12 protein-coding genes are annotated in these 13346 nt (G+C 68.9%); 7 read left to right on the forward strand and 5 right to left on the reverse strand.

What is annotated here, in order from left to right:
• The first annotated feature begins 160 nt into the window (after positions 1 to 160).
• Positions 161 to 1024 carry an aldo/keto reductase gene (locus ACFWF1_RS21670; RefSeq protein WP_379282237.1) on the forward strand — a complete coding sequence of 288 codons (864 nt, stop codon included), beginning with the start codon at positions 161 to 163 and terminating at the stop codon, positions 1022 to 1024.
• Here the strand turns inward: ACFWF1_RS21670 and ACFWF1_RS21675 are convergent.
• Positions 1011 to 2114 (reverse strand): NAD(P)-binding domain-containing protein, encoded by a 1104-nt coding sequence (locus ACFWF1_RS21675; RefSeq protein WP_379282238.1) that lies wholly within the window; start codon positions 2112 to 2114, stop codon positions 1011 to 1013. The two genes, ACFWF1_RS21670 and ACFWF1_RS21675, sit on opposite strands and share 14 nt — an antisense overlap.
• A gap of 90 nt (positions 2115 to 2204) precedes the next feature.
• Between ACFWF1_RS21675 and ACFWF1_RS21680 the strand changes: the two genes are divergently transcribed.
• The 6 genes from ACFWF1_RS21680 (at position 2205) to ACFWF1_RS21705 (ending at position 8757) form a co-directional block, all read left to right on the forward strand.
• Positions 2205 to 2933, forward strand: coding sequence for an enoyl-CoA hydratase (locus ACFWF1_RS21680; protein ID WP_379282239.1), 729 nt, complete (start codon positions 2205 to 2207; stop codon positions 2931 to 2933).
• The gene (locus tag ACFWF1_RS21685) at positions 2933 to 4075 is read left to right on the forward strand and encodes an MBL fold metallo-hydrolase (protein ID WP_379282240.1); all 1143 of its coding nucleotides are present in this window, start codon (positions 2933 to 2935) and stop codon (positions 4073 to 4075) included. The genes ACFWF1_RS21680 and ACFWF1_RS21685 overlap by 1 nt, the downstream gene beginning before the upstream one ends.
• Before the next feature lie 39 nt (positions 4076 to 4114).
• A complete protein-coding gene (locus ACFWF1_RS21690) occupies positions 4115 to 4429 on the forward strand; it encodes an antitoxin (RefSeq protein ID WP_379282241.1) in 315 nt (104 codons plus the stop codon).
• Between the two features lie 52 nt (positions 4430 to 4481).
• Positions 4482 to 6794 carry an ATP-dependent DNA ligase gene (locus ACFWF1_RS21695; RefSeq protein ID WP_379282242.1) on the forward strand — a complete coding sequence of 771 codons (2313 nt, stop codon included), beginning with the start codon at positions 4482 to 4484 and terminating at the stop codon, positions 6792 to 6794.
• 85 nt (positions 6795 to 6879) lie between these two features.
• Positions 6880 to 7059 (forward strand): antitoxin, encoded by a 180-nt coding sequence (locus ACFWF1_RS21700; RefSeq protein ID WP_357386017.1) that lies wholly within the window; start codon positions 6880 to 6882, stop codon positions 7057 to 7059.
• A gap of 390 nt (positions 7060 to 7449) precedes the next feature.
• Positions 7450 to 8757, forward strand: a complete 1308-nt coding sequence (locus ACFWF1_RS21705; RefSeq protein WP_379282243.1) for a lipase family protein — start codon at positions 7450 to 7452, stop codon at positions 8755 to 8757.
• Between the two features lie 99 nt (positions 8758 to 8856).
• Here the strand turns inward: ACFWF1_RS21705 and ACFWF1_RS21710 are convergent, their stop codons facing one another.
• From ACFWF1_RS21710 to ACFWF1_RS21725, 4 genes are all read right to left on the reverse strand, one after another.
• Positions 8857 to 9513, reverse strand: a complete 657-nt coding sequence (locus ACFWF1_RS21710) for an ammonium transporter (protein WP_379282244.1) — start codon at positions 9511 to 9513, stop codon at positions 8857 to 8859.
• Between the two features lie 219 nt (positions 9514 to 9732).
• Positions 9733 to 10407, reverse strand: a complete 675-nt coding sequence (locus ACFWF1_RS21715; RefSeq protein WP_379282245.1) for a hypothetical protein — start codon at positions 10405 to 10407, stop codon at positions 9733 to 9735.
• A 45-nt stretch (positions 10408 to 10452) separates the two neighbouring features.
• A complete protein-coding gene (locus tag ACFWF1_RS21720; RefSeq protein ID WP_379282246.1) occupies positions 10453 to 11193 on the reverse strand; it encodes an energy-coupling factor transporter transmembrane component T family protein in 741 nt (246 codons plus the stop codon).
• Complete coding sequence (locus ACFWF1_RS21725) at positions 11190 to 13322, reverse strand: ATP-binding cassette domain-containing protein (RefSeq protein WP_379282248.1); 2133 nt, start codon at positions 13320 to 13322, stop codon at positions 11190 to 11192. Before ACFWF1_RS21725 ends, ACFWF1_RS21720 begins: the two co-directional genes overlap by 4 nt.
• Between the last annotated feature and the right edge of the window lie 24 nt (positions 13323 to 13346).

Below are 13346 nucleotides of genomic sequence, written 5' to 3' on the forward strand. Positions count from 1 at the left end.
GCACGCGCGTAGTGCGACTTACCGAATTGCTTAGCAAGGCTTACCGAGTCGTGACCGTCACTGTCAGTTAACGGAAAAGCGCAGGTCGAACGGTAAACCGAGGCTCAACACGCCAGGGGCCAGCGTTGACGGCTCGCCGCCACACTTCTACCGTCGCAGGGTGACCTTCAGAAGCGAGACCTCCGCTATCCCCTCGATCGTCCTGAACGACGGCAACGTGATCCCGCAACTGGGCTTCGGCGTTTTCCAGGTGCCCGACGACGATGTGACGCCGGTGGTGACCGCAGCCCTGGAGGCCGGCTACCGCAGCATCGATACCGCGGCGATCTACGGGAACGAGGAAGGCACCGGCCGCGCGATCCGCGAATTCGGCCTGCCGCGTGACGAAATCTACGTCACCACCAAGCTGTGGAACTCCGAGCAGGGCTTCGACTCGACGCTGCGCGCGTTCGACACCAGCATGAAGAAGCTCGGCCTGGACTACCTCGATCTGTATCTGATCCACTGGCCGGTGGCCGTGGCCGATCGCTATGTCGACACGTTCCGCGCCTTCCAGGCGCTGAAGACGCAGGGGCGCATCAAGTCGATCGGTGTGTCGAACTTCACCGCCGCCCATCTCGAGCGGCTCATCGGCGAGACCGGGGAAACCCCGGTGGTGAACCAGATCGAGCTACATCCGCGGCTGGCCCAGCGCGAACTACGCGACTTCCACGCGGGTCATGCCATCGCCACCGAGGCGTGGAGCCCGCTCGGCCAGGGCACCCTGCTCGACGACAAGACCATCGCCTCGGTCGCTGCCGCGGTCGGCCGCACCCCGGCCCAGGTGATCATCCGCTGGCACCTGCAGCTCGGCAATATCGTCATCCCGAAGTCGGTCACCCCGTCCCGGATCGCGGAGAACTTCGACGTCTTCGGCTTCGAACTCACCCGCGACCAGATGGACGCGATCAACGCACTCGACACCGGCTCCCGCGTCGGTTTCGACCCGGACACGATGACCGCGGGCTGGACTAACCCAGGCTGAGATAGTCGGTGAGCTCCACGGCCGCCGCCCGCCCCGCGCGGTTCGCGCCGATCGTGCTCGCGGACGGTCCGTAACCGATCAGGTGGATGCGCGGATCGGCGGCCACCTGGGTGGCCAGCCGCCCGGTCATGGTGATGCCGCCGCCGGGCCCGCGTAGTCGCAGCGGCGCCAAATGGTCCAGCGCGCTGCGGAATCCGGTAGCCCACAGAATCACCTCCGCGTGCTGGAACGAGCCGTCCGCCCAGCGCACCCCGTCCGGTTCGATGTGGTCGAACATCGGCAGCCGGTGCAGCACGCCGCGCGCCTTGGCGGCCCGCAGGCGGTCATCGAGCCGCAGTCCGGTCACCGAGACCACCGACCCGGGCGGCAGCCCTCTGCGTACCCGGTCCTCCACCTTGGCGACCGCCGCGCGCCCGTCCTCCGGGCCGAACGACGCGTCGCGGAAGATCGGTTCGGTCCGCGTCACCCAGGTGGTCGAGGTCACCTGGGAGATCTCGTCGAGCAACTGCACCGCGGAGATGCCGCCGCCGACCACCACCACGTGCTTGCCCGCGAACTCCGCCGCGGTGCGGTAGTCGCGGGTGTGCAGCTGGCGTCCGGCGAAGGTCTCCGCGCCGCGATAGCGCGGGATGAAGGGATGTTCCCAGGTACCGGTCCCGTTGATCAGGCCGCGCACCCGGATCGTGCCCGCCGAGTCGGTCTCGGCATTGAGGATCGGGCCGTGCTCGGCAGGGCTGCCGTCCTCGGACCGATCGCACACCACGGTGACCGACACCTGTCGGCGCACCCGCAGGTCGAAGCGCTTTTCGTAGAGCTCGTAGTAGTGCGGCACCGCGGTCGCCGCGGGCGCGGCGTCGGAACCGGGCGGCAAGGTCTCCGCGAACGACATGCCCGGGAGGTCGTGCACCCGATTGACCGTGGTCAAGGTGAGTGACGGCCAGCGGAACTGCCAGGCCCCGCCCGGTCCGGGCGCATGGTCCACGATGAGAAAGTCCTGCTCGGGACGCAGCCCGAGGCGCTGGAGGTGATACCCGGCCGACAGCCCTGCCTGACCAGCGCCGATCACCAGGATAGAGAAGTCTGTCGGCACAGCCGAAGATCGTATCCGCTTCAGCGGTCTATGCCGTCGGCTGTGGCAAAGTGAATGTAACTAGACGGATCGTTCAGTTGGGGAGGTCGCATGCTCGGAGTTAGCCGAGACGGTGACGTGGTGACCATCGAACTGCAGCGGGAGGAACGGCGCAACGCGCTGAACCTCGAGCTCATCACGCTGTTGCGCGAAGCCGTTCTTGCCGCCGTCGCCGACGACGCGCGGGTAATCGTGATAACCGGGCGTGGCCCGATTTTCTGTGCGGGCGCGGATTTGTCCGGCGTCTACTCCGACGAGTTTCTCGCGGGCCTGCAGGACATGCTGCACACCCTCGAGTCGATCCCGGTGCCGGTGATCTCGGCGATCAACGGTGGTGCGCTCGGCGCGGGCGTGCAGGTGGCCATCGCCTCGGACCTGCGGGTCATCTCGCCGGATGCCTACATCGCGATTCCCGCGGCCAAGCTGGGTATCTCGGTGGACCGGTGGACGGTGCGCAGGCTGGCGTCGCTGATCGGCGGCGGCCCGGCCAGGACCATCCTGCTCGGTGCGGAGTCGGTGACGGCGGCCGACGCGTACAGCTTCGGCTTCGCCAACCGGCTCGGCTCGCTGGCCGACGCGCAGGCCTGGGCCAAGCAGATCGCCCAGCTCGCGCCGCTGTCGTTGCGGCACATGAAGTTGGTGCTCAACGACGACGGCACCCGCGAGCCGGACAACGCGCAGCAGCGTGCCGCGCTGGAGGCGGCGTGGACCAGCGCCGACGCACAGGAGGGCCGATTGGCCAGACAAGAGAAGCGCGCCGCGAAATTTGTGGGGCGATGATGAACCTGCGCAGCATTGTCGGCACGGCGGCGGGCGCGCTCGGCCTCACCTGGGTGGTCCGCGCGGCGTGGGGCATCCCGTCCGCGATGGGCGCCTCGATCTCGGCCATTCAGCCGTACGCGACCGGCGCGACCACCTACCGCGACCGGCACTTCCACAACACCGAGCCGAGCAGCCAGCTGGCCGCGGGATCGGCTCCGTCGCTGTTGATTTCGGCGCTCACCAAGCGCAATGCGGGCCGCCCGACCGGGGTGATCCCGTTGCAGACGCCGCAGCTGCCCGAGACCGCCGCCGAGCTGGCCGTCACCTGGTATGGGCACGCCACCGCGCTGGTCGAGATCGACGGCTACCGGGTGCTCACCGATCCGGTGTGGAGCGAACGGGTGTCGCCGTCCGCGCTGGTCGGCCCGAGCCGGATGCATCCGGTGCCGACGCCACTGACCGAGCTGCCCGCGCTCGACGCGGTGCTCATCTCGCACGACCACTACGACCATCTGGACAAGGACACCGTCCGCGAGCTGGTGCTGCGCCAGAACGCGCCGTTCCTGGTCCCGGTCGGCATCGGCGCGCACCTGCGGCACTGGGGCGTGCCGGAGCATCGGATCATCGAATTGGATTGGGGCGGTTCGGTTTCGCTGTCCGCGCTGGGCCGGGCGCACGAGGGCTCGGACCTGGTGCTCACCTGTACCGAGGCGCGGCACTTCTCCGGGCGCGGCCTGGTCCGCAACACCACGCTGTGGGCGTCCTGGTCGATCGTCGGCCCGACCAAGCGGGCGTACTTCGGCGGCGACACCGGATACACCAAGGCGTTCGCGGAAGCCGGTGCGGCACTTGGCCCGTTCGATCTGACGCTGCTGCCGATCGGCGCCTACGACGAGCGCTGGCGCGACGTGCACATGAACCCGGAGGAGGCGGTCCGCGCGCACGCCGATCTGTGCGCGGGCGACCCGGGCCACGGCCTGCTGGTGCCGATCCATTGGGCGACCTTCAATCTGGCGTTCCACGGATGGTCGGAGCCGGTGCGGCGGATGGTGTCCGCGGCCGAAACGGCTGGTACCGCGATCGCGGTACCGATGCCCGGTCAGCGGGTCGACCCCGGTAGTGCACCACCACAAGATTCGTGGTGGGAAGATGTGGGTTGACGACATCCTGCTAGTGGGCTAGAGGAAGGAACGAACGCTATGAGCTTCGCGGATACTCTGAAGGGCCTCGTCGGCAAGGGCAAGGACGCGGCGGCCAAGAACGCCGACAAGATCAACGACGCCATCGACAAGGGCGGCGATTTCATCGATCAGAAGACCCAGGGCAAGTACTCGGACCAGATCGCGAAGGGCAAGGAGGCCGCCAAGAAGGTGGTCCCGCCGGAGGATCAGCCGGGTGCGCCGGGTCAGCCGGGCGGTGCCGGTGCGCCGGGCACCACGCCCGAGTCGCCGAGCGACACCGATACGACGGGTACCGACACGTCAGGCACCGACACGTCGAGCTCGCAGATCTGACGAGCGGCGGGGAACCGGCAACTTGTCGGTCCCCGCCTCTAAAATCGGACACATGGCATCCCGCCGGAGCTTCGGTGGCATCGAGGTTGAACTCAGCAACCTCGACAAAGTGCTGTATCCGGCCACCGGCACCACCAAAGGCGAAGTCATCGCCTATTACTCGGCCATCGCGCCCGCCATGCTCCCGCACATCGCCGGTCGCCCGGTCACCAGGAAGCGCTGGCCCAACGGGGTAGACGAACCGTCCTTCTTCGAAAAGAATCTGCCTGCGCACGCGCCGTCCTGGATCGAACGGCACACCATCCAGCATTCCGACCGCACGGTCACCTACCCGGTGATCGATTCCGAGGCCGGGCTGGCCTGGCTCGGGCAGCAGGCGGCGCTGGAAGCCCATGTGCAGCAGTGGCGTTTCGACGGCGACGCGGTGGGCCCGGCGACCCGGCTGGTGTTCGATCTCGATCCGGGGCCCGGCACCGAACTGGCCGATTGCGCGCGGGTCGCGCTCGCGGTCCGCGACATGATCGAGGACATCGGCCTGCGCGCGTTCCCGGTTACCAGCGGCAGCAAGGGCATTCACATTTATGTGCCGCTGGATCGCGAGGTCAGTTCGAGCGGGGCGTCCACCGTGGCCAAGCAGGTGGCCACGAATCTCGAACGGCTGCACCCGGATCTGGTGACCGCGACCATGTCGAAATCGGTGCGCGGCGGCAAGATCTTCCTCGACTGGAGTCAGAACAACGCGTCGAAGACGACGATCGCGCCGTACTCGCTGCGCGGGCGCGCGCAACCCACTGCGGCGGCGCCACGTTCCTGGAAGGAAATCGAGCACCGGAAGAAGCTGCGGCACTTACGATTCGACGAGGTACTGGCCCGCTGGCAGGACGACGGCGACCTGCTCGCCGAGCTCGATCCGCCACTGCCGAAGGGCGCCACCGGTTCGCCGGAGTCGGGTGCCGACGCGCTGGCCAAGTATCGGTCGATGCGCGACCCGGCGCGCACCCCCGAGCCCGTGCCCGCCGATCGGCCGGAGCCGGGGGCGGGCAATCGCTACGTCGTGCAGGAACACCATGCGCGGCGGCTGCATTGGGATGTGCGGCTGGAGCGCGGCGGGGTGCTGGTGTCCTGGGCGGTGCCGAAGGGCCCGCCGACCAGCACGGACCAGAATCGGCTCGCCGTGCACACCGAGGACCACCCGCTGGAGTATCTGGACTTCCATGGCGACATCCCGAGGGGGCAGTACGGCGCGGGCGAGATGACGATCTGGGATTCCGGCACCTACGACACCGAGAAGTGGCGTGATGACGAGGTGATCGTCGAATTCCACGGCCAGCGGCTCAACGGCCGCTACGCGCTGATCCAGACCAACGGCAACCAGTGGCTGATGCACCTGATGCGCGAGCAGCACAACGACAAAGCGAAAGCGCTCGGCGCGGAGCCGAACACGCCGTCCGGCCGGATCATCCGGGTGCCGAGCGGACCGTCGCCGTTCCCGCGCGGACTCGCGCCCATGCTCGCCACCCCCGGCGATGTCGCCGATCAGGATGCCGGCGAATGGTGCTTCGAGACGAAGTGGGACGGCTTCCGGTTGATCGCCGAAATAGAGTCCGGCACACTGACTTTGCGCAGCCGGGTGGGCAATGTGGTGACGGCGAGGTATCCGGGCATCGCGGCGCTCGCCGACGAATTGGCCGGGCACAGCGTGGTATTGGACGGCGAGGCGGTGGTGTTCGACGATCACGGTGTCGCCAATCTCGGCCTGCTGCAGGCGGATGCGGCGCGCGCGGTGTTCGTCGCCTTCGATGTGCTCTATCTGGACGGCACTTCGCTTGTCCGCAAACGGTATTCGGATCGGCGCCGAGTGCTGGAGGCGCTCGCCGCGACCGCGCCGTCGATGATCGTGCCGCCCCGGCTGGACGGATCCGGCGCCGACGCGGTGCGCTACAGCCAGGAGCACGGCATGGAGGGCGTGGTCGCCAAGCGCAAGGATTCGGTGTACCTACCTGGCAAGCGCGGTCACTCGTGGGTGAAGCAGCGCAACTGGCGCACCCAGGAGGTGGTCGTCGGCGGCTGGCGGCGCAGCGACGCACGCGACTTCAAGTCGCTGCTGGTCGGCATCCCGTACAAGGGCAGGCTGATCTACGTCGGCCGCGTCGGCACCGGATTCAACGAATCGACTATGCAGGACCTGGCCAAGCGCCTCAGCCCGGCAGAGCGCAAGACGAGCCCGTTCGACAACGACCTGACCGCCGAGGAACGCAAGGAGGCGGTCTGGGTGACGCCGAAAATCCATGGCACGGTGCGCTTCATGAACTGGACCGAAACCGGTCGCCTGTGGCACCCGGCCTGGCTGGGCACCTCGGACTGAGCGCGCACCGATGGCGAGCGACTCGGTTCCTCCGCGCCTATTACAGTGATCCCCGGCGGGACCGATCTTGAACGAGGAGTACACGGTGGACTTCAAGAACTTGGCGAACAAGGCGCTCGACCTGGCCCAGCAGAACGCGGACAAGGTAGAGACCGTCATCGACAAGGCAGGCGATCTCATCGACCAGAAGACCGACGGCAAGTTCGCCGGTCAGGTCGACTCCGCCCAGGAAGCCGCCAAGAAGGCGCTCCGCCAGGAGAAGTGACCCGCGCCCAACCGGGACATGGCGGCGGATGGTCCTGGAACTCGACTGCGCGAAGGCCACTTTCGAGCACTCCGGCCGGCCGTCGACGGACACCCGCGGCGATTCGACTGACCATGAATGCCCGCTGCCGGGCTCGCTGATCTGCCAGTACCGTGAGTGCCCCGAGGCCGGAGCGCGTCGGCGGCAGCGTGGCACCCGTCGCATTCCGTCGCGCCTCGCCGGACAGGGGAGGCCTCCATGTGCAGCATCCACGGAGCGGCCGGGGTCGATGGGGTCCCGCTAATCGAACGCGTCGGCCGAATGTGTCGTTCCGGCAACAAATTCGGGGTGTCGGCGAAACGTCGAGCGAGTGCCGACGGGTTCGGCCACCGGCAAGGTAGGTTGCCTGCCATGGCGACTCCGGACGGAATCGGTAGGGGGACATCGCTCCTCGGCAGCACGACAACATCCGGCACGCCGGTCCGGCGGATCGGCGCGGCGCTAGCGCGAGTCGGCTCGTCGGCGGCCGTTGCCGCAGCGTTGGTGCTGGCGTCGTCGCTGATCACGGCACCGGCCGCGCACGCCCAGGTGCCACCGCCCGACGCCGATCCGTTCTACGCCGCGCCCGCCGACCTCGCCGCCTACCCCGAAGGCGCGATCGTGGACTCGCGCCAGACCGCGTTGTTCGGTCTGCCGCTGCCGGTTTCGACGTGGCAGGTGAAATACCGCAGCACCGACGCCAGCGGCGCCGCGGTGGCCGACGTGGCCACCGTCATGGTGCCGATGGTGCCGTGGCTCGGGCCGGGCCCGCGGCCGCTGCTGTCGTATCAGATCGCCGAAGACAGCCTCGGCTCCCGCTGCGCGCCGTCGTACGCGCTGCGCGGCGGCGGCGATCCCGGCGGTACCCAGGCGTTGATCGACACCCCGTTCATGGCCGTCGCGCTGAGCCGCGGCTGGGCCGTGGTGACCAGCGATCATGAAGGCCCGCAATCGCGGTTCCTCGACGGTGTCAATTCCGGACGCGGCGTGCTCGACGGTATCCGGGCCGCCCGCGACCTGCCCGCCGCGGGCCTCGGCCCGGCGACTCCCCTTGCCGCGTGGGGCTATTCGGGCGGCGCCTTCGCCACCCTGTGGGCGGCGCAGATGCAGCCGCAGTACGCGCCGGACATCCACTTCGCGGGCATCGCCGCCGGTGGCGTTCCGTCGAACTGGCCCGCCATCGCCCAGCACGTGGACGGCACCATGCAGGCGGGCTTGGCGATGCTGATCGTCATCGCGGCCACCCGCGACAACCCGGGCGCCGGCATCCTGGACCTGCTCAACGAGCGCGGCCGCGCGATGATCGCCGCCGACAGCGCCGCCTGCGGTCCGGACCTGGTGACGAAGTACGTCAACGCTCGCGTCGACGACTACGCCACCGTCCCGAACCTGTTGGGGCAGCCCGCCTTCCGTGCGGCGACCGACCCGCACGAACTCGGCGCTCCCGCACCGAACGTGCCGATGTACCTGTACCACAGCACCAGCGACGACGTGGTCCCCGTTGCCGGGTTCACCGACCTGCTCGGCCGGTACTGCGCGCAGGGGGCCGCCATCACCTCCGTGCATTCCGTACTGCCCGGCCACAATCCGACCGCCGTCGGCGAGTCGTTCGGCGCGATGGCCTACCTCGCGGACCGAATCGCGGGTGTGCCGGTCGCACCGGGCTGCCACGAGCGCTAGCGCACGGTCCGAGCGGTCGGTATCCCGATTGCCTTGGCGCACAAACAAAGACGCGGCCCGCACCGAGGATTCGGTACGGGCCGCGCTGGTAGGTGTGCGTCAGTTCTTGGAACGGCCGGTCTCGTCCATCCACTTGGTCGTCCCCGGCGCCGCGGTGAGCGTGCTGATCAGGTCGATGCCCGCCACGATCAGCGTCGGACCGCCCGCGACGATGGTGCCGATGATCCCGCCGACGGCCGCCCCCGCCAGCACACTGGCGATCACGGTCGGTCCGCCGAGGATGCCGGTCAGCCCGACCAGGGCGCCGATCGCGGTGCCGATGAAACCGCCGATCGCGGTGGCGATGCCGAACGAGGACAGGAACGCGTCCTGTGCGCGCTGGTTCTCGAACGGCGAGGCGATCGGGGTGGCGGTGACCGGACGCGCCTGCGCGACGTCCTTGACCACGGTCAGTTCCAGCACGCGGCCCGCGTCGCTGACCGCGTGCGGCAGCGGGAACTCCAGCCCGTCCTGCCGGAACGCCAGCGGCATGCTGACCACTGTGTTCCCGGCTTCGTCGCGCACGTCGACGACATTGCCGACCACTTCGAACGATCCGCCGGTCAGCGTGGTGATGATCTTGTCCCCCACCAGTTTTGCCTCATAGCCGATCTCGGGAGTCGACGCCACGGCAGGCTGAGCATAGGCGGTGCCCGCGCCGACCGCGACGGCGGCGACGAGGGGCACGGCGGCCGCGGTGATTTTGCGGAGAATCATTCGGGTGTTCCATTCTTCATCAGGTTTCAAGCATTGGAGAACGCCGCGCACGTCGAATTCCTTCCCCCACTGCGGTGCGCGGTCGAGATGTGATCCAGAGAACAGCTACTCCGCAGATAACTCTACCTGTGAAAAATAGGTTTAGCCCCTGAAATAGGGGGCATGGATCCTCTTCAAAGACCGTGAATCAACTTATAGCAGTTGGCTATTCGGACGAGTTCAGTGCAGCACATTGATCGCGCGCGCGATGACCAGGGCGGCCAGAATCAGCGAGATCGCCGACTGCACCATCATCAACGCCTTCGCCCAGCGCGACATCGGCATCACGTCGGTCGGGCTGAACGCGGTCGCGTTGGTGAACGACAGATACAGGTAGTCCATGAACTGTGGCTCCCACTCCGGGCCGGCCAGTTCCGGGTTCTGCATCTGGACGAACATGAAGTCCGGCAACGGCTTTCGGGCATGCGCCCGGGCCGAGGGGCCGCCGCGATCGAACTCCCAGTAGCCTAGGCCGAACACCACCACGTTGGTCAGCCAGACCGCGCCGCCCGAGCCGAGCAGCCGGGCCGGATCGTCACTGAGCGTCCCGTCGATCAATCCGACCACCAGCCGGTCCGCCGAGTACGCCGTCGCCACCGCGAGCAGCCCGACCAGGCCGAGCCCGAGCCAGCGCAGCCAGGTCTCCTCCCGGTCGACCCGGACCGGGTTCGCGATCACCACGACCACCAAAAGCAGCGCCTCCAGCCCGGGCAGCAACCATCCAGGCTCGGGCAAGAATCGATCCGGCAACATCAACTGCAGCCCGATAATGGCCAGCACCGCGGCGGTCGCCGCCAACCTCGACTCGCCCGCGGTCCGCCGTTGCCAAGCCGGTACTCCGTCGCCGTCGCTCACCTGGCCAGTATCGCCCGTGACGGTCGGCTCGTGCGTCAGGCGGGCCTACAGCAGATACATGCCGAGCGCGAAGGCGCCCGCACACACCGCGACGACGATGACCAGCGCGATGGCATCACTGCGCCCAGGCGAACTGGGGTAGGCGGCGAGTTCGCCGGTGCCGCCGCGCGCGGTGATCGCCTCGCCGAGTTCGCCTGCGCGGCGGGTGGATACGGCCATCGCGGCGGTGAGAATGTCGATGAGCGGGTTCTCGGTGGCCAGGTAGAGCGGGCTGTCCTTGGGGCGCAGCTTGCGGGCCGCGCGCAGCACCCGGATCTCGTCCATCAGCAGCGGCAGGCCGCGCAGGGTCAGCGCGACGACGACGGCCCACTCGTCCACCGGCACCCGCAGCTTGCGCAGCGGCGCGCCGAGTGTGGCCAGCGCGGGCGCGATATCGCTCATCGGCGTCGTCCATGCGACGACGAACGACGCGGCCACCATGATCAGACCGAAGACCACCGTCTGCGCGTAACGCAGCACGGCCGGGGGGCCCACCGGCACGTTGATCGCGCCGGCGAGGAGGAGCAACGCCCAGAACCACCACGGCAGCCGCGGCAGCGTGCCGAGCGGCAGCCGGGCGAGCACCCCGATCAGCACCAGGAACGCGATCATCACGCCGAGCACCGGCCAGGTGGGCAGGAACATCAGCAGGAAGCTGATCAGGAACGCGCTGATCATCTTGGTGCCCGCCCACAGATTGTGGATCGGGCTCGACACCGGCACCCGGCGAAACAGCACCATACTCATGCCTTGCCTCCGCGCTCGAGCCGCCAGGCGGCGTCTCCCGGCTGCCGCAGTGGTGCGGCAGGACGTGAATCATGCTGCTGCGCCGCATCCTTGGGGACGGCGGCGGTGTCGGACGCCGAGTCGGCGGCGAGTAGTCGCCCGGAGCGCAGGTGCACCGTCCGATCGACCACCGCGGCCATGTCCTCCACGTCGTGCGAGATGACGATCAGCGTCAATCCGGAATCGCGCAGCCGCGCAAGCAGTTCCACGATATCCGCGCGACCCCCCGGGTCGAGTCCGGCCAGCGGCTCGTCGAGCACCACCACCTGCGGGTGGCAGGCGACGATCGCGGCGAGCACCACCCGTTTGGCCTGTCCGCCACTGAGTTCCTCGATGGACCGCGCGGCCAGCGAGCGATCCAAGCCGACGGCGTCGAGTGCCCGCCCGACGGCGCCGGACCCGGTGGCCCGCCCGCCCCAGTCCGCGATCTCCGCGCCGACCGTCTGCTTCTGCAGTTGCAGCCGAGAGTGCTGGAACGCCAACTCGACTCGGCCGATCTGCTTGGTGACCGCCTTGCCCGCGAGTTCGCAACGGCCGGAGCTCGGCGCGATCAAACCGGCCATGATCCAGGCCAGGGTGGACTTGCCCGACCCGTTGCCGCCGACGATGAGCAGGGCCTCGCCGCGCCGCACCGTCAGGTCGACCGAGTGCAAAGCGGCTGCCTCCCACGGTGTTCCGCGGTTATAGGTGTATTGGACGTCGCGCAGTTCGAGGATCGTGTCGCCCATCGGCCTGCGCCGCACGTCCCGCACCGGCCGCGGCCAGGCGGCCAGGCGTTCGACCGCGCGGCCCTGGTCCAGATGCACCACCCGGTCCGCCGCGGCCGCATCGGCCTCGTGGTGGGTCACCAGCACGACCGCCATCGAATGTCGTTTCGGCAGTGCGGCAAGCAATTCGACGAGCTCGCGCCGTCCCTCCGGATCGATCATCGAGGTGGCCTCGTCGGCGATGAGCAGCGCGGGTTTCCTGGCGAGCGCCGCGGCGACCGCGAGCCGCTGCTGCTGCCCGCCGGACAGCGTCGCGGTTTCCTTGTCGCCCATGCCGTCCAGGCCCACCTCGCCGAGCAACGCGTCGACGTCGACTGCGGCGGCGAGCTCGGTCGACAGCCCCCACACCACATCGTCGGCGACGAGCACGCCGAGCGTCTGACTCTCCGGCCGCTGCAACACGAGTGCGGTGCCGCCCTGATGCCCGAGTCCCGCCGAGCCGGGCCGCTCGACCGTTCCGGCGGTGGGCGGGAGTCCGGCGAGCAGCCGGGTCAGCGTCGACTTCCCGGAGCCGTTGTGCCCGACCACCGCGACGAATTCGCCGACGTCAACGGTCAGGTCGATCTCGCGCAGCGCGTCGCGCACGGTGCCCGGGTATCGGAAGGCCGCCCCACGCAACGTCACCGGCAGCGGCGCGATCGCGCGATCGTCCGGCGGCGCGTCGAGCCGGTCCTGGCCGGGCAGCCAGGTCAGCCGGTCCAGCACCGAGCCGAGCACGAACCAGGAGAAGATCGCGGTCGCCACCATGCCCGTCGCGACCCCGCCGCCGACCCAGGCCCACCACCAGCGCAGCACCGAATCGGTGAGGTCGGCGGCGGCGCGCCCGAGCGGCTCGAGCTGCTGCTGGCGCGCCGCGAGATCCTGGATGCCGCGCGAGGTGTTGCGCAGGGTGTCGAACAGCAGATTTCGCCCTGCCGAGAACAACTGCAGCAGGCCGACCGCGAACCCGGCCCACACCAGGCCTGCGATGGCGGAAAGGCCGAGCACCGAGACGAATCCGCCGCCGCGCCGTTTCGTGGTCCCGATGATGCCCGCGATCGTGGCCGTCGCCATCAGCCCGGTGGTGGCGAGCAGGCCGGTTGCGACAAAGGTGACCACCGTCGCCGCGACGGCGGCGGTGACCAGCGCGCGCAGCCGGTAGCGCTGCGCGATCAACCCCATCGGCACCGCGGCCACCAGGTTCAGCGCGGCCGCGAACGGCATGACCGAGCCGACGGTGACCAACCCGACGGTGGCACCGCCCAGCACGGCGCCGACGGCCAGCTCGATCGGTCGTAGCGGCCCGTGTTCGGCCGTTCCGTCAGCTATCGGGCGTCCAGTCACGGCACAAGTCTGCCAGTGTGTGCA

It is taken from the genome of Nocardia sp. NPDC060255 (assembly GCF_042727395.1).
Classification (GTDB): domain Bacteria; phylum Actinomycetota; class Actinomycetes; order Mycobacteriales; family Mycobacteriaceae; genus Nocardia.